Origin of the sequence: Kocuria turfanensis (genome assembly GCF_001580365.1) — a bacterium.
In the GTDB taxonomy this organism is placed as follows: Bacteria; Actinomycetota; Actinomycetes; order Actinomycetales; family Micrococcaceae; genus Kocuria; species Kocuria turfanensis.
In genome coordinates, this window is sequence record NZ_CP014480.1 from 1,018,897 (window position 1) to 1,037,184 (window position 18,288).

Consider the following 18,288-nt stretch of genomic DNA (forward strand, 5'->3'; position numbering starts at 1 on the left):
TGCGCGGGGCGACGGCGCTCACCGCCCGAGCTGGGCGCGGGCCTCGCTGCCGGCGGTGATCGCGATGCCGTCGGGCACCAGCAGGTTGACCACCGGCGGGTGCACGACGGCGGTCAGCGTCACCTCGGCGGTGCGCCCGTCCGGACTGCCCGTCGGGGCGGCCAGGGCCAGGCCCGGGGTGGCGGTCCAGGCGCCGACGGTGTCGAGGTAGCTCGCCGCGGCCCCGGCCACGGCGTCGTCGTCCAGGACGGTGCTGGGCGGTGCGCCGGGACCGCCGGGGCGCAGCGCCACGAAGGTGTCCGCCGCGGCGAGCGCGGCGTTGTCGGCCAGCACCTGCAGCTTCCGCTCCCCCAGGTAGACGGACGTGACGCCCATGACCACCACCGTCAGCAGCAGGGAGACCACCGCGAAGCCGAGCACCAGGATCGTGACCTGCCCGCTGTCCGGACCGTCCTCCGGGCCGCCCTCCGGGCCCCGGTCCGGGACCGCGTCCGGCCTGCTCACCCGTACCTCCCCGGCACGACCGTGGCCGAGGAGGTGAGCACGGCGACCTCCATGTCGGTGAAGCCCGGCACCAGGGGCAGCGGGACCTCCAGGGTGGTGTGCACCGTGGCGACCGCGCCGGGGCTCGTGCAGGCCCCGTCGGAGCACTCGAGCCGGACGGCGAGCTGCTCGGGCCCGAAGCCCTGGTCCGCGGCCGCCAGCTGCGCCGCCGCGGTCAGGTCGGCCGCGGCGAGCTCCCCGGGCTCGGCCCCGGCCAGGACCTGGGAGCCCTGGTGCGCCGCGGCCACGACGGCGAACGCCCCGGCCTGGACCTGGGCCACCGTGAGCACGAAGTAGACGACCGGGACCAGCAGCAGCGTCCCCAGGGCCACGAACTCGACCACCGCGCTGCCCTCGTCCTCCGCCGGCCCGCGGGCGGGGCGCGGCTCAGCCGCCGAGCACGGCATGGCCGCGCACTTCCAGGGACGCGGGCGGGCCGAACAGCGCCACCACCGGCAGCGGGGAGACGACGCGGACCTCCAGCGTCCGCACCTCCCCCACCGTCACGGGGGAGGCGGCGACGTCCTGGGCGTAGCGGGGTCCGAGGGCGTCGGCGACGATCCGGCGGGTGCGCTGCACCCCGTCCTCGGGCGACCGGTCCGCCAGGGTCCCGTACCGGGCCCCGGCCGCCGCGGCGTCGATGAGGGTGTTGCGCACGTGCAGGGCCAGCGCCAGCTGCAGGGTGCCGGCGAAGATCATCGCCGCGAGACCGGCCACCATGACGTACTCCACCACGGCGTGGCCCCGGTCCGCGGCCGCGGGCCCGCCGGCTCCCCGCAACCGGGCTTGCAGCGGCCGGAGCAGGCGCGCGAGCCGCATGCTCAGTTCTGGCTGACCCGGGCCATGGCGTCCTGGAAGAGCCCTTCCAGGGCCGGCTGCGCCACGAGGAGCAGCCCGGCCACGAGCACCGCCGACATCAGCGTCAGCATGACCCAGCCGGGGACGTCGCCACGGTCGGGGTCCTCGGCGGCGAGCCGGTCGAGGAGTCCGGTGCGGATCAGGGCGAGCACGCCGAGCAGCGCGGCCGGCCGGAGCAGGTGTTTCATGGGGTGTCCTTTCGTGGTGGTGCGGCCCGGAGCCGGGCCCGGTGGGGGTCCTCAGAAGCCGAGCTCCAGCACGGCCAGCCCCGGGTACACCGCGAACACGACGGTCAGCGGCAGCACGAAGAACACCAGGGGGACCATCATGGCGATCTCCTTGCGCCCGGCGGCCTCCATCAGCTCGCGCTTGTCGTGGTCGCGCACGTCCTGGGCCTGGGCGCGCAGGACGTCGGCCAGGGGCGTGCCGCGCTCGATCGCGACGACGATGCCGTCGACGAACCGCCCGATCGGGGCCACCGGGGTGCGCGCGGCGAAGTCCTGCAGGGCGTGCACCAGGCCGGCCCCCGACCGGGTCTGGGCCAGCACCTGGCGGAACTCCGCCGTGAGCTCGCCCTCCGCGACCCGGCACACCCGCTCCAGCGACCCCACCGCGCTCTCGCCCGCGCCCACGGACAGCGCCATGAGCTCGGCCACGGCGGGGAACTCGGCGAGCATCCTCGCCTCCCGGGCCCGGATCCGCCGGCTCAGCAGGTGGTCGCGCAGCAGGTGGCCGGCCGCCGCCGTGGCCGCCGCGGCCAGTACCCCGCCCGCGCCGCCCGTGCCCCAGCGGGCGGCGGCGGCCAGGCCCAGCAGGACGCCGATCAGCAGGCCCCCCGTCGCGAACAGCAGCTGCTCCGCGCGGAAGTCGGCCGCCGTGCCGGCGGATCCGGCGCGGGCGAGCCGCCGCTCCACCCGCGACGAGGAGCCGGCGTGCCGCACCAGCCGCCGGGCCAGGTCCCGGGCGGCGGAGCCCAGCACCGTGCTCCCCGGGTCCTGGGTCCCGGCGCGGCGCGGCCCCGGTCCGGCCAGCAGCGCGGACTCGACCTCCACCGAGCGCAGCTGCGGGGAGATCCGCGCGGCGAAGGAGGGCCCGCCGGTCACCCGGCTCCCGGTGAGCACGAGCCACAGGCCTGCGGCGAGCAGCAGGCCGAGGAGGACCAGCAGGGCCGGGGAGCCGCTCATCGCAGCACCCGCTCGGGTTCGGGCAGCGCGCCGATGCGCAGCATCAGGCGGTAGGCGAGCACGGACACGACCAGCCCGCCCAGCAGCACGAGCGCACCGGCCGGGGTGTCGTAGGCGCGGACGGCCGCGGGCTGGGTGGCCATCAGCAGCAGCACGATCCACGGGGCGGCCACGGCCAGGCGCGCGGCGTTGACGGTCCAGGACTGGCGGGCCTCCAGCTCGCCGCGGGTGCGGGCGTTCTCGCGCAGGAACTCCGAGAGGGTGCCGAGCAGCCTCCCGAGGTCGGTGCCGCCCACCTCCCGCGTCACGCGCAGCGCCTCGACGATGTTGTCCGCGACCGGGTCGGCCAGCCGGTCCTTGAGGAGCGTGAGCGAGCCCTGCAGCTGGCCCGACGCCCGGTAGTCGGCGGCGAAGCGGGCGAAGGCCGGGCGCACCGGCTCGGGGCCGCGGTACTGGAGCTGGATCAGTGCCTCCGGCAGGGACATGCCCGCGCGGATCGCCGAGCGCAGGTGGTCGACGACGTCGGGCCACACCTCCCGCAGCACCGCGGCGCGGGTGCGGGCCCGGTGCCGGACGACCGCCGCCGGGAGCCAGGCGCCGAGCAGGCCCGCGCACAGCCCGAGCACGGCCGCGCCGGTGACGGCGGCGACGAGCAGTCCGCTCAGCGCCCCGGCCCCGGCGCAGGCCGCCAGCAGCCCGGCGGGGCTGACCCGGGCCAGGTCCGCGCGCACCAGCAGCTCGCGCAGCCGCCCGATCCGGCGGCGCCGCTGCGCCCGTGGCGTCTCCTCCGCCCAGCACGACCACCAGAGCAGGAACACGCCCGCGCCCATCAGCACGCCGAGCGCGGCGCTCACCGGGCGCCCCCACGCGCTCCGTCCTCGGCGAGCAGGTCGCGCACCCGGTGCCCGGCCCGCTCGAACTTCCACGCCGCCGGGGCCTCTGCGGCCACCGCGCGCAGGCCGTCGGCCCCCTCGGCGAAGACCGGGTACGTCTCGATCACGCCGTTCTCGACCCGGTTGCCGATGCCGAGGATCTCGGTGACGCGGCGGCGGCCGTCGGCGTCCCGGTGGCAGTGCACCACGAGGTCGAAGCACGAGGCCACGGTCGGCACGACGAAGCCCGTGCTGATGTTCTCCCCCGCGAGCAGCGGCAGGGTGCAGATCTTCGTCACGGCGTCCCGGGCCGAGTTCGCGTGCAGGCTGCACATGCCGGGCAGTCCGCTGTTGAGCGCGATGAGCATGTCCAGGCTCTCGGCCTCCCGCACCTCTCCCACCACGAGGCGGTCCGGGCGCATCCGCAGTGCCTCCTTCACCAGCCGCCGCAGGGGGATCTCGCCGGTGCCCTCGAGGTTGGGCTGGCGGCACTGCATGCCCACGACGTCGCGCAGGGGCACCTGCAGCTCGAAGATCTCCTCGACGGTCACGACCCGCTCCCGCGGTCCGATCGAGGCGCACAAGCAGTTGAGGAGCGTGGTCTTCCCGGCCTGCGTGGCGCCCGAGACGAGGATGTTCAGGCCGCCGGCCACCGCCGCGTCGAGGAAGCGCGCCGCGCGGGCCGGCAGCGAGCCCAGCTCCACGAGGTCGTCGAGCCGGCGGGCCCGGGCCACGAACTTGCGGATGTTCACCGCCCAGTGCCTGCGGGTCACGTCCGGGATCACCACGTGCAGCCGGGACCCGTCCGGCAGCGCCGCGTCCACGAACGGGGAGGAGAGGTCCAGCCGGCGGCCCGAGGACTTCAGCATCCGCTCCACCAGGTTGCGGATCTGCGCCTCGGTCAGCACCAGGCTGGTCAGCTCGGACTCCCCGCCGCGGGCCGCGTAGACCTCCGCGGGGCCGTTGATCCAGATCTCCTCGATCCGGGGGTCGTCCAGCAGCGGCTGCAGCGGCCCGAACCCCGCCACGAGGTCCAGCAGCACCCGGCGGGCGGCCTGCAGGTCGGTCAGGGCCGGCAGCACCCCGCGCGCCGAGCGCTGGTCGTAGTCGCGCACCGCGGCGTCCACCAGCTCCCGGGTCCGCTCCGGCTCCAGCACCGGGTCCAGCCCCCGGCGCCGGATCAGCTCGCGCACCTCCGCCTCCACGAGCCCGAGCGCGTCCTCGGAGAGCAGTGCCGCCATGTGACCCCCTGCGCGGTGCCCGGCGCGCGATGCGCACCGGCAGCGCTCCCCCCGGAGCGCATGCACAGGAACATAGGCGAGACGACGGCACTCCCCACAACCCCGGGGCCGCCCCCTGTGGACAGCCGGCGCTGACCTGCGGTGTTGTTCCCGACTGCGAACGCACAATCCGTCGCAGGATGCGGGTGCATGAACCCTCGCGTCGGCGGCGCCGCTCTCCGCCGAGCCGCCGCGATCCGCCACGGCACGCGCCGGCGTGCGCCGCACGCCGCGGGAGCCGTAGGGTGGGCGGGCGGAGGTGCTCCGCACCGGACGTCCCCGTCCGAGATCCGCACCGAGCGCCCCCAGCACGGCGCCGCCCGGACCGCCGCCGACCGGAAGGACCGCCGTGACCCACGTGACCACCGAGCAGCACGGGGCGCGCCCCGGCGTCACCACCCGGGCCCGGGCGCTGCTGCTCGCGGCCGTCCCCTTCGCCGGGAACCTGCTCACCGGCGCCGCCGGCGCGGCCCTCGTCCGGCACGTGGGCTCCCCCGCACCGGGCACGAGGACTCCCGTGCCCCGGGACTGGCCGACGACCTTCGCCCACCGGGGCGGCGCCGAGGTCGCGCCCGAGAACACCCTCGAGGCGTTCCGGGCGGCGGCGGCCCTCGGCGACGTCGTGCTGGAGCTCGACGTGCAGGTCAGCGCCGACGGCACGGCCGTGCTGATGCACGACCTGACGGTGGACCGCACGACGGACGGGACCGGGGCGGTCGCCCTGCTGCCCACCGCGCAGCTGCAGCGCCTGGACGCCGGGCACGCGTTCACCCCGGACGGGGAGAGTTTCCCGTGGCGGGGGCGCGGGGTGCGGGTCCCCACGCTGGCGGAGGTCTACGCGTCCTTCCCGGACCACCCCGTGGCGATCGAGCTCAAGGGCAACCGCCCCGGCGCCGAGGAGGCCGTCTGGCGGACCGTCCGGGCGGCGGGCGCCCAGCACCGCACGCTGGTCGCGGCCAACCGCACCGCCTCGATCCGGCGCTTCCGGCGGGCTTCGGACGGGGCGGTCCCCACGGCGGCCGCCGTCACGGAGTTCGCGGCGTTCCGGCTGCTGTGCCTGCTGGGCCGCCAGGACCGCCACACCCCACCCTTCCAGGGCCTGCAGCCCCCGGACACCCTCCTGGGGCTGCGGGTCCTCACGCCCCGGCTGCTGCGGGCCGCCCAGCAGGCCGGCCTGCGCGTGGACGTGTGGACGATCGACCGGGAGGAGGACATGCGCCGGCTGCTGGCGTGGGGCGTGGACGGCGTCATGACCGACCGGCCGGACCTGCTCTCCCGGGTGGTCCGGGAGGCCTGACCCGTGCCGGTCAGCCGGCGGGGCGCTCCCCGGGGGAGGACGGCGCGAAGGAGCGCACCGAGGCCCGCCCGGTGTGGGCCGGAGCCGGGGCCCACGGCTGCTCCGCCTCGGTCACGGCGATGTGCCGGGCCAGCCGGGTCACGTTGACCTCCTGCTGGCGGTTGCGCAGGGCGGAGGTGGCCTGGGTGATCATGAAGACCACCACGAAGCCGTAGAGCACCAGGTCGGTGCCGCGGCCGATGCCGAAGAACTGGGCCACGCCCGTGAGCAGGTCGGGGAAGAAGATGGACAGGGCCGCGAAGATGAAGAAGGCCAGCCCGACCACCCGGCGGATCGCCTGGTGCTTGGCGTTGGCCCCGCCGCGGATCAGCGCGAGCGCGCCGTAGCCCACGGCGAGGACCAGCAGGATCTGCACGGCGTAGATCATGGGGGGCGGCTCTTCCCTTCAGTGGTGCGGTGTGCGGGCGGGTCGGGGCGGGGGCTACTTCACGAACAGCTCGGCGAGGATGTTCACGCCGTTGAGCAGCGACTGCCCCTTGGACTTCGAGTAGTCCGTGTAGATGATCTGCACCGGGTGCTCCACCCAGCGCGGCTGGATGTCCGCGAGCTGGTTGACGATCTCGGAGGCGTGGGCCATCCGGTTCTGGGTCAGCCGGATCCTCGACAGCGTGCCCCGGTCGATGGCGCGCAGCCCGTTGTGCGCGTCGGAGAGGTCCATGCCCGTGGAGAGCCGGGAGAAGAACGCCGCGGTGCGCAGCACCAGGCGCTTGAGCGCGGAGACCTGGGTGCGCCGGTCCAGGAACCGGGAGCCGAGCACGACCTCCGCCTCCCCCGAGCGGATGCGCCCGACCATGTCCCACGCGTCGACCACACGGTGCTGGCCGTCGGAGTCGAAGGTCACCACGCAGTCCATGTCCGGGTCCTGCAGGGCGTACTCGAAGCCGGTCTGCAGGGCCGCCCCCTGCCCCAGGTTGATGGGGTGCTGGACGACCACGGCGCCGGCCTCGGCGCAGATCCGGGCGGAGTCGTCGGAAGATCCGTCGTCGACGCAGACGACGTGCGGGAAGGTCCTGCGGAGCTCCCTCAGCACCTCTCCCACGACGGCCGCCTCGTTGTACACGGGCATGACGATCCACGAACGACTCACCCGGACATTCTCGCACAGCGCGCCGGACCCGCCCGTCAGGACCGGTCCCCGGCCGGGTGGCCGCTATGATCGACCCGACCCTTCCCCCCACCGTGAGGACAAGACTGTGCCCGCTGCCAGGCCGAGCTCCGCAGGACCGACGTGCTGACGGACTGGTGGCCGCACCTCCCGGCGTTCCTGGTCCTGCTGGCGTTCCTGTGGCTGCCCGGGCTGGCCCTGCTGTGGGCCTTCGGGCAGCGCGGCGGCCGGACCCTGCTGACCGCCCCGGCCTTCAGCGTCGCCGTCGTCGGGCTCACGGGAGTGGTGCTGGACCTCGTCGGCGTCCCCTACGGGGTGCTCTCCCAGGTGCTGGCCGCCGTGGTGCTGACGGGGCTGGCCTGGCTGGTGGGGCGGCTGATCCCGCGGGGCGGGCACGCGGCCGGCTCCTCCGCCGCGGTGCCCGATCCGGCAGACCCGGAGGCCCGCTTCGGCGCGCACCGCCGCTGGCTGTTCCCCGCCGGGGCCGCGGCCGGCCTCGTGATCGGCGCGGTCCTCCTGCTGCGCCGGCTGGCGTCCGTGATCGGTGCCCCGGACGCCATGGCCCAGCGCTGGGACAACATCTTCCACCTCAACGCGATCCGCTACGTCGTGGAGACGGGCAACGGCTCGACCCTGACCCTGAACCGGCTGGTGAACCCGGACAGCGCCGTCGCCCTGTACCCGGCGGCGTGGCACCAGCTGGCGTCCCTGGTGGTGCCGCTGAGCGGTGACAGCGTGCTCGTCGCCCACAACCTGACCCTGCTCGCGGTGGCCGGGGTGGTGTGGCCGGCCTCGTGCATCTTCCTCGTGCGCTGCCTCGTGGGCTCGTCCGCGGTCGCCGCCGTGGCCGCCGGCACGGCCGCCGCCGGGTTCAGCGTCTTCCCGCTGGGCCTGATGGCCTGGGGGCCGCTCTTCCCCAACATCCTCGCCCTGGCGATCGTCCCGGTCTCCCTCGGGCTGTTCGTGCGGCTGCTGGGCCCGGGGGTGACCGCGGACCGGACGGCGCGCACCCCGGACGCCGCCGGCCGGGTCCGCCTGGCCGCCAGCCTCGTGGTCACCCTCGGCGCGCTGTTCGTCTCCCAGCCCAACGCGTTCCTGGCCCTGCTCGTGGTCGCCGTGCCGCTGGCGGCCACGGCCTGGTGGCTGGGCTTCCGGGCCGCGGCCGGCGCCCGGCGGCTCGGGCCGTCGCTCGGGCTCGCGGCGGTCGCGGTCGTCGCGGTCACCGCGTGGCTGCTGCTGTGGAACGTGCTGACCACCTCGTTCGTGTGGGAGCCGTCCACCACCGTGGCGCGGGCGGCCGGCGAGGCCCTGCTCTACGGCGCCAACGGCCGGGAGGACGTTCCCTGGGTGCTCGTGGTGCTCACCGCGGCGGGGGTCTACGCGGCCGTCGCCCGGCGGAGGCTGCGCTGGCTGGTGGTCGCGCACCTGGTGCTCGTGTACCTCTACGCCGTGGCGGCCGCGGGCGAGGAGGGCCCGGCCCGGCAGTGGCTCGTGGGCGGGTGGTACACCGACTCCTACCGGCTGGCGGCCACCCTGCCCCTGACCGCGGTGCCGCTCATCGCCTTCGGGGCCGCGCACGTGGTGGCCGGTCTCGCGGCGGCCGGGACGGCGCTCGCCTCCTTCGCCGGCCGGCCCCGGGCCGCCCGTGCGGCCTACCCCGTCGCGGCGCTCGTGCTGCTGGGTCTGGCGGTGCCGTACTCCCAGGTCGAGTCGCTGACGCAGGCGACCCGCTGGGGCAAGCAGTACTACGCGTGGGAGGGCCCGGAGAGCATCCTCAACCAGGCGGAGTACGAGCTGCTGCAGGACCTCGACGAGCTCACCGAACCGGGGGACGTCATCGCGGTCAATCCCTGGAACGGCGGGTCCCTGGCCTACGCGGTCGCGGACCGGCCCGTGACCCAGTACCACGTCGAGTCGCCCGACACCGAGCTGCGCGCCCTGGACCCGGAGCTGCACGCCCTCGCCACGGGCATCGGCGACGCCGCCCCGGGCACCCCGGCCTGCGCGGCCGCCGAGGAGCTCGACGTCCGCTGGGTGCTGGACTTCGGCACCCAGTTCATCATCCCGCACGCCCAGCAGGCCCGGGACTACTCGGGCCTCAACGCCGTCGACCCCGCGGGCGCCCCCGGCCTCGCCCTCGTCGAGCGCGAGGGCCCGGCGGCGCTCTACGAGGTCGTCGGCTGCGACGCGCCCTGAGCCCGGGGCGGACGAGAACGGGCCGCCCGGCTCCGGGAGGAGCTGGGCGGCCCGTCGTCCGTGCCGGAGGACCGCGTCAGCCGGCGTTCTCCGAGGCGCGGAACTGCTCGATGACCTCGTCGATGGGTCCGTCGCTGCGGACCCGGCCGTGCTCGATCCACACCCCGCGGTCGCAGACCTTGCGGACCACGTCGAAGTCGTGGCTGACCACCAGGAGGGTCTTGCCCTCCTCCGAGAGCTCCCGGACCCGCCCCAGGCTCTTGCGCTGGAAGGGCTCGTCGCCGACCGAGAGGATCTCGTCGATGATGAAGATGTCCGGGTCGGTGAACACGGCCACGGCGAAGGCCAGGCGCAGGTACATGCCCGAGGAGTAGAACTTCACCTCGGTGTCGATGAACTGCTCGATCTCGGAGAAGGCGACGATCTGGTCGAACTTCCGGTCGATCTCCTCCTTCGTCATCCCGAGGATCGCGCCGTTGAGGTACACGTTGTCCCGGCCGGTGAGGTCCGGGTGGAAGCCGGCCCCCACCTCGATCAGCCCCGCCACGCGCCCGTTGACCTCCAGCGAGCCGCCGTCGGGGCTCATCACGCCGGAGACCAGCTTGAGGAACGTGGACTTCCCGGAGCCGTTGAGCCCCACGAGGGCCACGCTCTCGCCCGGCCGGATGCTGAGGGTGAGGTCCTCCAGGGCGCGGAAGCGGTTGGAGATGTCCTGGCGCCGGCCCCGCGCGAGCCACATCACCGTCTCCTTGAGGGAGCGGGCGTGGCGCAGCGAGAACTCCTTGGCCAGGTGCCGGGCGACCACGGCGGGCTCGGCCGGCGGGACGGTGCGGTCAGTGCTCATCGTCACAGCTCCTGCGCGAACCGGCCCTCGAGCCGGCGGAAGGTCAGGTCGCCCAGGAACATGATCACCGCGACCACGACCAGCGCGGCGGGCGTCCACAGGGAGAACAGGTTCGGCGGCACCGCGTGGGCGCCGGGGCTGGTGGTCGGCAGCCAGAACGCCGCGTGGGAGAGCTCCACGGCCACGGTCAGCGGGTTGAGCATGAACCCGGCGAACCACACCGGGCCCAGCACGTCGCGCACCATCGTCCACGCGTAGAGCACCGGGGCGGACCAGGTGCTGACCATCACGATCAGGTCCACGAAGTTCTCGGCGTCGCGGAAGAAGACGTTCGCCGCGCCGAAGACCATGCCCAGCCCCGCCCCCAGCAGGCCCACGATGAGCAGCGCGGCGGGGACGGCCAGCAGGGAGATCCAGGTGGGCGACCAGCCCACGATCAGGCACGCCACGAGCATCACCACCAGCTGCGGGAGCAGGTGCACCCCGGCCACCCACACGGAGGCCACCGGGAACATCTGCCGCGGCAGGTAGATCTTCTTGATCAGGCTGGCGTTGGCCACGATGGAGCGGGCGGCGTTGCCGAAGGACTCCGAGAAGAAGTTGATCAGGATGATCCCGGAGAACAGGTAGACGGCGTAGTTCTCCATCCCCCGCTCCAGGCCCAGGAAGATGCCCAGCGCCACGTAGAAGACCACGAACTGGATGCCGGGCTTCACGTAGGACCACAGCAGCCCCAGGATCGTGCCGCGGTAGCGGATCTGCAGCTCCTTGTCGACCAGCAGCTTCAGCAGGTAGCGCTGCCGGAAGACCGCCGGCAGCCCCGTCCCGGGGGACGGCCTCCGGACGACCGTGGGCGCTGCCATCAGACGCCGATCTCCGAGTGCTCGCGGAAGGTCGCCTCCCACGCCTCCATGGAGGTCACCTCCGGCAGGGCCTCCCGGTAGCGCCGGGAGAGCTCCGGCCAGCGCAGGGCCAGCTGCGCGTGCAGCCGCAGGGACTCGGCCAGCAGGGCCCGGGCCTCCCGGGGCGAGCGCTTGTACCAGGTGTAGCCGGTGCCGTCCGAGGCCGAGACCAGGGCGCTGTCGTAGCGGGTGAGCCGCCACCAGCGGGCGTCCTGGTAGGGCAGGTGCACCTGCGGGTGCTGGTCCGCCTCGTCCTTGGGGCGCACCGCGAGGTGGCGCACCAGGGCGGACGCGGTGGAGGTGAGGATCTTCACCCCGTGCGGCGCGGAGAGCCGCCGGGTGCGGAGCGGCTTGGCCGAGGCCACCGCCGGGTAGGCGTCGATGTCGGCCTGGTAGACGGCGTCGGTGTGCTGGGTCATCAGCCGGCGCACGTCGCGGATCCGCTGGGGCAGCAGCTCGTGCAGCGTCTCGGGCCCGGCCAGCACGTCGCGGAGGGCGAGCACCCGGGCCTCCTCGGCGAAGTACTGCATGGACAGCAGGTGCCGGAGGTCCTTGGCCCCGTTGCGTCCCAGGACCTCCCCGCCCCGGTCGAACGGCGAGTGCAGGAGCGCGGCCACGAGCTGGTTGCGCTTGTGGAAGTACGCCTGCCAGCTGATCGTGTCGTCCTTGTCCGCCCAGGCCAGGTGCCACACGGCCACGCCCGGCAGGGACACGGTCCGGTAGCCGGCCGCCTTGGCGCGGATGCCGTACTCGACGTCGTCCCACTTGATGAACACGGGCAGGGCCAGGCCGATCTCGCGGATGACCTGCGTGGGGATCAGGCACATCCACCACGCGTTGTAGTCGACCTCCACGCGGCGGTGCATCCAGGCCGTGCTGCGCAGGCTGCTGTGCCGGAAGTCGTGGCCCAGCTCGACGCCCTCCCCCGCGGGCCCGTACTGGAAGCTGTACGGGTCCATCGCCTCGCCGAAGTTGTGGATCTTCGTGGGGTTGAGCAGGTCGATCATGTGCCCGCCGACCAGTGTGGGGCGCTTGCAGAAGTCGGCGAACACGCTGACCCGGCGCACCGCCTCGGGCTCGATCTCCACGTCGTCGTCCATGAGCAGCACGTAGGTGCTGTCCGCGCGGACGGCCTCGTACATCCCGCGCGCGAAGCCTCCGGCCCCGCCGAGGTTGCCCTGGTCGATCACGCGCAGCCGGTCGCCGAAGCGCTCCTGCACCTCGTCGAAGCCGGGCTCGTCGACGACCTTCTGGTTGCCCTGGTCCACGATCACGACCTGCTCGACCTGCGGCAGGTTCTCCTGCTGCTCGACCAGCAGCCGGGCGTTGGTCAGGCAGTAGGACGGCTTGTTCATGGTGGTGATCTGGAGCGTCACGGTGCCCTCGGGGACGCCCGTGCCGTCGCCCAGCCACTGGGCGCCGAGCAGCTGGAGGTCCTCGTCGGCGGCGGCCAGGTCGAACCAGTACCACCCGCCGTCGGCGAACGCCTTCAGCGGCAGCACGGCCTCCACGACGTGCTCGGCGCCGGCGACCTCGTGCACGGAGACGGGCACGGACTCGCCCCGGGCGTTGGAGCTGTGCACGCTCACCGTGCCGCGGCCGGTGGTGCGCACGCGCAGCACGACCTCGCGCAGGTGCGTGTTGTGCCGCCAGTAGCTGGCCGGGAACGCGTTGAAGTACGTGGCGAAGGAGACGGTGCTGCGGGCGCGCACCCGCGCGGAGGTGCGCCCGAGGATCGTCAGCCCGCTCGAGCTGGCGGGCTCGGAGGCCACGTTGACCACGATCTGGGGGCGCTGCTCGCCCGTGTCCTCCTGCTGGACGGAGCTGCCGGTGTCCGCCCGGGTGTCCAGGTAGAGCGGCTGGGTGGAGGCGCGGTCCTTGGCCGGGAAGACGAGCTCCTGCAGCACCCGGTGGGCGGTGCCCGCGGTGCCGGTCCGGTCGGTGTCCTGGGTCGTCGCGGTCACGCGTCCACTCCCCCGCTCTCGATGGAGGCCCCGCCGGTGAAGTGGGGCTTGAGCTTGTTGTCGACCATGGACAGGGCGGCGCCGATGGCCATGTGCATGTCGAGGTACTTGTAGGTGCCGAGCCGGCCCCCGAAGAGGACCTTGTCCTCGCCGCGGGCCAGGTCCCGGTACTTCAGCAGCTTCTCGCGGTCCACGGACGTGTTGACCGGGTAGTACGGCTCGTCGCCCTTCTCGGCGAAGCGCGAGAACTCCCGCATGATCACCGTGGCGTCCTTGGTGTAGTTGCGCTGCGGGTAGAAGTGGCGGAACTCCAGGATCCGGGTGAACGGGACGTCGGCGTCCGGGTAGTTCATCACCGGCGCGCCCTGGAAGTCCTCGACCGGCAGGACCTCCTGCTCCAGGTCGATGGTCCGCCACGAGAGGTCGCCCTCGGCGTAGTCGAAGTACCGGTCCACGGGGCCGGTGTAGACCACGGGCACCTGCCCGGAGACGGCGGAGCGGGAGTAGTCGTGGCCCTCGTCGAAGAAGTCGGTGTCCAGGCGGACGTCGATCTTCGGGTGGTCGGCCATGCGCTCGAGCCAGGCGGTGTAGCCGTCCACCGGGAGGCCCTCGTACTTGTCGTTGAAGTACCGGTTGTCGTAGGTGTAGCGCACCGGCAGCCGGTTGATGATCGAGGCGGGCAGGTCCTTGGGGTCGGTCTGCCACTGCTTGCCCGTGTAGTGCTTGATGAACGCCTCGTAGAGGGGCCGGCCGATGAGCTGGATGCCCTTGTCGTTGAGGTTCTGCGGGTCCGTCCCGGCGAGCTCCCCGGCCTGCTCCTGGATCAGCGCCCGCGCCTCCGCCGGCGAGTACGCCGCCCGGAAGAACTGGTTGATGGTGCCGAGGTTGATCGGCATGGGGAAGACCTCGTCCTGGTGGCGGGTGTAGACGCGGTGGACGTAGTCGGTGAAGTCGGTGAAGCGGTTGACGTAGTCCCAGACCCGCTCGTTGGAGGTGTGGAAGAGGTGGGCGCCGTAGCGGTGCACCTCGATCCCGGTCTGCTCCTCGTTCTCCGTGTAGGCGTTGCCCCCGATGTGGGAGCGACGGTCGATGATGGCCACGTTGAGGTCCAGCTCGTTGGCGGCCCTCTCGGCCACGGTCAGGCCGAATAGGCCCGACCCGACGACGACGAGATCTGCGTTCACGGGCAAACTCCTGACATTGGTGTCCTGGTGGGCCCGGCCGACATCCGGCCGGTGGGGGAAGGCACGGGCGCGCCGGGCGTGCGCTGCGTACCAAAGTACCTGATCAGTCCGGGAAGCCCTGAAGCAGCCACCCGGCGGCGAGGCGGCCGGAGGCCGCCAGGGAGGCGTTCCGGGCCGCCCAGTCCGCGCGCCGGCGCCGGAGCCGGTCGTTCTCCTCGGCGAGGGCCGGGTCGCGCCGGCGGTCCAGGGCGGCGATCATCGCCTCGGCCACCGCGTCCGCGTCGTGGTCCACGGCCGCGCCCAGGCCGTTGTCCTCCACGAGCTCGGCGGCGACGCCGGTCCCGGCGTAGACGACGGGGGTGCCGCACGCGGCGGCCGCGTAGATCTTGGTGGGCTTGGTGAAGTCGTAGCCGATGTTCGGCAGCACGGCGCCCAGGGCCGCCACGGCCCCGCGGGTCCACTCGGCGGTCTCGGCGGCGGGACGCAGCCCCTCGAAGACGACGTGGCCGGGGGCCGTGCGCGCGGCGATCTCCTCGACCCGGTCGATGTCGGAGCCGCGGCCGAAGAAGCGCAGCTGCGCGTCGGGATGGGCGCGGAGGACCCGCGGGAGGGCGCGGACGAACACGTCCGCGCCCTGCCACTCGGACATCGACCCGGCGTAGACGAAGTAGGGGGCGCCGGGGTCGGCCACGGGGCCGTCGGGCCGGAAGACGTCGGTGTCGATGCCGTTCTCGGCCACGAGCACCTTCTCCCACGCGACGCCGGTGACGGACTGCAGCTCCCGTCCCATGGCCTCGGAGACGGTGAGCACACCGGCCGCCCGCCGCGCCGCGAGCGTCTCCATGACCCGCATGGCCCGCTTGACCAGGGGGGAGACGTCCATCTTCTCCGCGGCGGTCGTCCAGATGTCCGGCGCGTACCAGACGTAGGGCCGGCCCCGCAGCGCCGAGGCGGCGAGCACGGCCATCCCGGTGGTGGGGGGCGGCTCGCTGACCACGAGGTCGGCGCGGGTGAGCAGCAGCCGGAAGAACACGGGGACGTCGAAGCTGAGGTACTGCACGATGCCGCGCACGTAGTCGAACCGGTCCCGCAGGACCGGCCAGCGCCGCACCGGATAGGGCTCGGGCTCGATCTCCGTCCCCGCGGGCGGTCGCGTGGTGAGGACGCGCACCTGCGCACCCTGCTCGGTGAGGCCCCGGGCCAGGGCGCGCAGCCGGAAGGACGCGGCAGCCGGCTCGGGGGCGAAGATGCGGCTGACGATGACGACGCGGCGGGGAGTCACGGGGAGACCACCTGTTCGGAGCTTCTCGACGGGCAGGGACAAGGGCGGGGGGTCCGGAGGCCGGGCACGACGACGCCGGGCGCGGGCGCTCCCACTGTACTGGCCCGCTCCTACCGCACGGTGCGGCTCGTCCAGGCGAGCACCGCCGGGCGGAACAGCAGGAGGAGCACGACGACGGCCGGCGCCGCCAGGACCAGGCCGAGGACCCACTGGCCGGCCTGGAGCAGCGGGAGGGCGAGCACCAGCACGAACAGCTGGACCACCAGCGCCGCGGCCCGCGGCCAGCGGAAGCCGCGCCACAGGCCGCGGCCCACGTGCAGCAGCCACAGCGCGCCGCCGAGGAGCACCAGCACCAGGAAGACCGTCCCGCCCACGGTGAGGGGCTGCTCGAAGAGCAGGGTCCAGACCAGGCGCAGCCCGGCGACGGCCAGGGCCAGGGCCTCCAGCACCACGGTGCCGGCCAGCACGGCGATCTCGCGCGGGCGCACGTCCCGGGAGGGGGTGGACATGGTGACGGTCTCCTTCCGACCGGGCGGCGGGGCGCGGGCTGCCGCGCTCCCCCGCCACCATAGTGCGCCGGGCGGCGGCGGGGACGCCCGCGGGACGCCCGTCCGGGCCCGGCTGTGAGGAAGACCTCACCGACACGGGTGTGACCGGCGCCCCAAACCCCTTGTCCCCCACCCCGCGGCGTGGGAAGGTGGACGACAGTTCTTCACAAGGCCCGTGCGAGTGGGCCTTTTCTCTTGTCCCGGACGCCCCTGCCGCAGGATCGTTCTGCCCTGTGCGCCGGGACCCGTCCTTGAAAGGAGCGATCGCTGACCATGGATTGGCGTAGTCGCGCAGCATGCCTGGAGAAGGATCCCGAGCTGTTCTTCCCCGTGGGCAACACCGGACCTGCTCTGCTCCAGATCGAGGAGGCCAAGGCCGTGTGCCGCAGCTGCCCCGTGATGGACACCTGCCTCCAGTGGGCCCTCGAGTCCGGCCAGGACGCCGGGGTCTGGGGCGGGATGAGCGAGGACGAGCGGCGCGCCCTCAAGCGCCGCGCCGCCCGCGCCCGTCGCGCCTCCTGAGGCACCCGCCCGGGACGAGGACGCCCGCGGCACCCGAGGACCGGGACCCCACGGGGTCCCGGTCCTCCGTCGTCAGGGGCCGGGCTGGTCGTCGAGACGGGCCCGCACCGTGACCTCGGTGCCGCCTCCCTGGCGCGGGGACCAGTGGATCGACCCGCCCAGCTCCCCGGCCACGAGGGTGCGCACGATCTGCATCCCCAGGCCCTCCCCCACGTCGGCCCGCCGGAACGCCCCCACGCCGGACTCCTCGATCACGGCGGCGCCCATGCCCGCCCCGTCGTCGCTCACCACGACCTCCAGCAGCTGGCCGGCGCCCTCCTCGTCGGGCACCCGGGAGGCCTCCAGGGTCACCGTCCCGGTCCGGCCGGCCAGTCCGTGCTCGACCGCGTTCGTGACCAGCTCGTTGATGACCAGGGCCAGGGGCGTGGCCAGGCGGGTCGGCAGCTCGCCGAACTCCCCGATGATCCGCGTGCGCACCGACTGCTCCGGGGCGGCCACCTCCGCGGCGAGCCGGAACTGCCGCTCGATGAGCTCGTCGAAGTCCACGTTCTGCGAGAAGCCCTGCGAGAGCGTCTCGTGCACCATGGCGATCGTCGCCACGCGGCGCATCGCCTGCTCGAGCCCGTGCCGGGCCTCGTCGGTGGTCATCCGCCGGGCCTGCAGCCGCAGCAGCGCGGAGACCGTCTGCAGGTTGTTCTTGACCCGGTGGTGGATCTCCCGGACGGTCGCGTCCTTCGACACCAGCTCCAGGTCCCGGCGGCGCAGCTCGGTGACGTCGCGGCACAGCAGCACGGCGCCCAGCCGGCCCGACCGGTCGCGCAGGGGCACGGAGCGGAAGTTGACGCTCACCCGCGCGCCCTCCACCTCGGTGCGCCAGGCGGTGCGCCCGCTGAGCACCGGGGCGAGCGTCTCGTCCGGTTCGACGCCGGGACCCAGCGCGGGCGGGACGACGTCCATGAGGCGCTTGCCGACCAGCTCTCCGTCGATCCCCAGCCGGCGCAGCGCGGACTCGGCGTTGGGCGAGACGTAGGCCACCCGGTCGTCGGCGTCGATCCGGATGGCCCCGTCCCCGACCCGCGGCGCGCCGCGGCGGGAGCCCGTGGGCGCCGAGAAGTCCGGCCACAGGCCCTCGTTGGCCATCCGCAGCAGCGCGTCCGCGGCCTCCCGGTAGACGACCTCCTGCAGGGAGGTCACCTGCCCGGACCGCCGCCCGGTGTGCACGGTCAGCAGGGCGAGGGTGCGGCCGTTGCGCACGAGCGGGACGATCTTGACCTGGGCGCCCGTGGCCGGCCCGTCCCCGCCCGCGCGCAGCAGCTCGATCCGCCGCCCCACCCACGCCGCGCGCAGCGGCCCGGTGAGCTCCTCGGGCATCAGCTCCCCGACCATGTCCTGGTGGAAGACGGTGGGACCGGTCGCCGGGCGGACGTGGGCGAGGACGCGGAAGGGGCTGCCCGGGGCGGGCATGCCCCGGCCGTTGCCGCTGCCGGCGGAGGGGATGTAGTCCGCCGGGAAGCTCAGCACGAGGTCGCCGAAGGCGAGGTCGGAGATGAGCTGCCAGTCCCCCACGAGCAGGTGCAGCCACTCGTAGTCGCCGGGACCGAAGTCCCCGCAGTTCCTCAGGGGTTCCGTGAACGCCACTTCGCCTCC

At 73.9% G+C, this 18,288-nt stretch carries 19 protein-coding genes; 3 read left to right on the forward strand and 16 right to left on the reverse strand.

Annotation, left to right across the window (positions count from 1 at the left end):
* Window positions 1-18 precede the first annotated feature (18 nt).
* The 7 genes from AYX06_RS04680 to AYX06_RS04710 are packed head-to-tail and all read right to left on the reverse strand — an operon-like array spanning window position 19 to window position 4,698.
* Complete coding sequence (locus tag AYX06_RS04680) at window positions 19-504, reverse strand: pilus assembly protein TadG-related protein (protein ID WP_062734803.1); 486 nt, start codon at window positions 502-504, stop codon at window positions 19-21.
* Window positions 501-950 carry a hypothetical protein gene (locus tag AYX06_RS04685; RefSeq protein ID WP_232319392.1) on the reverse strand — a complete coding sequence of 150 codons (450 nt, stop codon included), beginning with the start codon at window positions 948-950 and terminating at the stop codon, window positions 501-503. Before AYX06_RS04685 ends, AYX06_RS04680 begins: the two co-directional genes overlap by 4 nt.
* Window positions 931-1,362, reverse strand: a complete 432-nt coding sequence (locus AYX06_RS04690) for a TadE family protein (RefSeq protein WP_084271448.1) — start codon at window positions 1,360-1,362, stop codon at window positions 931-933. Before AYX06_RS04690 ends, AYX06_RS04685 begins: the two co-directional genes overlap by 20 nt.
* A 2-nt stretch (window positions 1,363-1,364) precedes the next feature.
* Window positions 1,365-1,589, reverse strand: a complete 225-nt coding sequence (locus AYX06_RS04695; RefSeq protein ID WP_147017299.1) for a hypothetical protein — start codon at window positions 1,587-1,589, stop codon at window positions 1,365-1,367.
* A 51-nt stretch (window positions 1,590-1,640) separates the two neighbouring features.
* Window positions 1,641-2,585 carry a type II secretion system F family protein gene (locus AYX06_RS04700; protein ID WP_062734804.1) on the reverse strand — a complete coding sequence of 315 codons (945 nt, stop codon included), beginning with the start codon at window positions 2,583-2,585 and terminating at the stop codon, window positions 1,641-1,643.
* On the reverse strand, window positions 2,582-3,439 hold the full coding sequence (locus tag AYX06_RS04705) for a type II secretion system F family protein (RefSeq protein ID WP_062734805.1): 858 nt from the start codon (window positions 3,437-3,439) through the stop codon (window positions 2,582-2,584). The genes AYX06_RS04700 and AYX06_RS04705 overlap by 4 nt, the downstream gene beginning before the upstream one ends.
* Complete coding sequence (locus AYX06_RS04710; RefSeq protein ID WP_062734806.1) at window positions 3,436-4,698, reverse strand: CpaF family protein; 1,263 nt, start codon at window positions 4,696-4,698, stop codon at window positions 3,436-3,438. The genes AYX06_RS04705 and AYX06_RS04710 overlap by 4 nt, the downstream gene beginning before the upstream one ends.
* 388 nt (window positions 4,699-5,086) lie before the next feature.
* On the opposite strand from AYX06_RS04710, the gene AYX06_RS04715 reads away from it, so the two are divergent.
* Window positions 5,087-6,034: a glycerophosphodiester phosphodiesterase gene (locus tag AYX06_RS04715; RefSeq protein WP_062734807.1), complete on the forward strand. Its 948-nt coding sequence runs from the start codon at window positions 5,087-5,089 to the stop codon at window positions 6,032-6,034.
* A 10-nt stretch (window positions 6,035-6,044) separates the two neighbouring features.
* On the opposite strand, the gene AYX06_RS04720 is transcribed toward AYX06_RS04715, so the two are convergent.
* Both AYX06_RS04720 and AYX06_RS04725 read right to left on the reverse strand, forming a co-directional pair.
* Entirely contained in the window at window positions 6,045-6,461 is a 417-nt protein-coding gene (locus tag AYX06_RS04720) for a DUF2304 domain-containing protein (protein WP_062734808.1), read from the reverse strand.
* 54 nt (window positions 6,462-6,515) lie between these two features.
* On the reverse strand, window positions 6,516-7,181 hold the full coding sequence (locus AYX06_RS04725) for a glycosyltransferase family 2 protein (protein ID WP_232319393.1): 666 nt from the start codon (window positions 7,179-7,181) through the stop codon (window positions 6,516-6,518).
* Between the two features lie 141 nt (window positions 7,182-7,322).
* Between AYX06_RS04725 and AYX06_RS04730 the strand changes: the two genes are divergently transcribed.
* Window positions 7,323-9,395, forward strand: a complete 2,073-nt coding sequence (locus AYX06_RS04730; RefSeq protein WP_062734810.1) for a DUF6541 family protein — start codon at window positions 7,323-7,325, stop codon at window positions 9,393-9,395.
* Between the two features lie 76 nt (window positions 9,396-9,471).
* Here AYX06_RS04730 and AYX06_RS04735 read toward each other — a convergent pair whose 3' ends face one another.
* The 6 genes from AYX06_RS04735 to AYX06_RS04760 all read right to left on the reverse strand — a co-directional run bounded on the left by AYX06_RS04735 (window position 9,472) and on the right by AYX06_RS04760 (window position 16,080).
* Complete coding sequence (locus AYX06_RS04735) at window positions 9,472-10,239, reverse strand: ABC transporter ATP-binding protein (protein ID WP_062734811.1); 768 nt, start codon at window positions 10,237-10,239, stop codon at window positions 9,472-9,474.
* A 2-nt stretch (window positions 10,240-10,241) separates the two neighbouring features.
* The gene (locus AYX06_RS04740) at window positions 10,242-11,102 is read right to left on the reverse strand and encodes an ABC transporter permease (RefSeq protein ID WP_062734812.1); all 861 of its coding nucleotides are present in this window, start codon (window positions 11,100-11,102) and stop codon (window positions 10,242-10,244) included.
* Window positions 11,102-13,105 (reverse strand): glycosyltransferase, encoded by a 2,004-nt coding sequence (locus AYX06_RS04745; RefSeq protein ID WP_062734813.1) that lies wholly within the window; start codon window positions 13,103-13,105, stop codon window positions 11,102-11,104. The genes AYX06_RS04740 and AYX06_RS04745 overlap by 1 nt, the downstream gene beginning before the upstream one ends.
* A complete protein-coding gene (glf, locus tag AYX06_RS04750; protein ID WP_062734814.1) occupies window positions 13,102-14,289 on the reverse strand; it encodes a UDP-galactopyranose mutase in 1,188 nt (395 codons plus the stop codon). Before glf ends, AYX06_RS04745 begins: the two co-directional genes overlap by 4 nt.
* Window positions 14,290-14,392: 103 nt before the next feature.
* Window positions 14,393-15,571 carry a glycosyltransferase family 4 protein gene (locus tag AYX06_RS04755; protein WP_062734815.1) on the reverse strand — a complete coding sequence of 393 codons (1,179 nt, stop codon included), beginning with the start codon at window positions 15,569-15,571 and terminating at the stop codon, window positions 14,393-14,395.
* 110 nt (window positions 15,572-15,681) lie between these two features.
* The gene (locus AYX06_RS04760) at window positions 15,682-16,080 is read right to left on the reverse strand and encodes a hypothetical protein (protein WP_062734816.1); all 399 of its coding nucleotides are present in this window, start codon (window positions 16,078-16,080) and stop codon (window positions 15,682-15,684) included.
* Window positions 16,081-16,392: 312 nt separating this feature from the next.
* Between AYX06_RS04760 and AYX06_RS04765 the strand changes: the two genes are divergently transcribed.
* Entirely contained in the window at window positions 16,393-16,641 is a 249-nt protein-coding gene (locus AYX06_RS04765) for a WhiB family transcriptional regulator (protein ID WP_017833636.1), read from the forward strand.
* 72 nt (window positions 16,642-16,713) lie between these two features.
* On the opposite strand, the gene AYX06_RS04770 is transcribed toward AYX06_RS04765, so the two are convergent.
* Entirely contained in the window at window positions 16,714-18,279 is a 1,566-nt protein-coding gene (locus AYX06_RS04770; RefSeq protein WP_062734817.1) for a sensor histidine kinase, read from the reverse strand.
* Between the last annotated feature and the right edge of the window lie 9 nt (window positions 18,280-18,288).

Excerpts from the sequence above, each read along its gene's own strand:
- AYX06_RS04685 (WP_232319392.1), bottom strand. The coding sequence starts at position 950 with ATGCCGTGCTCGGCGGCTGAGCCGCGCCCCGCCCGCGGGCCGGCGGAG.
- AYX06_RS04690 (WP_084271448.1), bottom strand. The coding sequence starts at position 1,362 with ATGCGGCTCGCGCGCCTGCTCCGGCCGCTGCAAGCCCGGTTGCGGGGA.
- AYX06_RS04695 (WP_147017299.1), bottom strand. The coding sequence starts at position 1,589 with ATGAAACACCTGCTCCGGCCGGCCGCGCTGCTCGGCGTGCTCGCCCTG.
- AYX06_RS04700 (WP_062734804.1), bottom strand. The coding sequence starts at position 2,585 with ATGAGCGGCTCCCCGGCCCTGCTGGTCCTCCTCGGCCTGCTGCTCGCC.
- AYX06_RS04710 (WP_062734806.1), bottom strand. The coding sequence starts at position 4,698 with ATGGCGGCACTGCTCTCCGAGGACGCGCTCGGGCTCGTGGAGGCGGAG.
- AYX06_RS04720 (WP_062734808.1), bottom strand. The coding sequence starts at position 6,461 with ATGATCTACGCCGTGCAGATCCTGCTGGTCCTCGCCGTGGGCTACGGC.
- AYX06_RS04735 (WP_062734811.1), bottom strand. The coding sequence starts at position 10,239 with ATGAGCACTGACCGCACCGTCCCGCCGGCCGAGCCCGCCGTGGTCGCC.
- AYX06_RS04740 (WP_062734812.1), bottom strand. The coding sequence starts at position 11,102 with ATGGCAGCGCCCACGGTCGTCCGGAGGCCGTCCCCCGGGACGGGGCTG.
- AYX06_RS04760 (WP_062734816.1), bottom strand. The coding sequence starts at position 16,080 with ATGTCCACCCCCTCCCGGGACGTGCGCCCGCGCGAGATCGCCGTGCTG.
- AYX06_RS04765 (WP_017833636.1), top strand. The coding sequence starts at position 16,393 with ATGGATTGGCGTAGTCGCGCAGCATGCCTGGAGAAGGATCCCGAGCTG.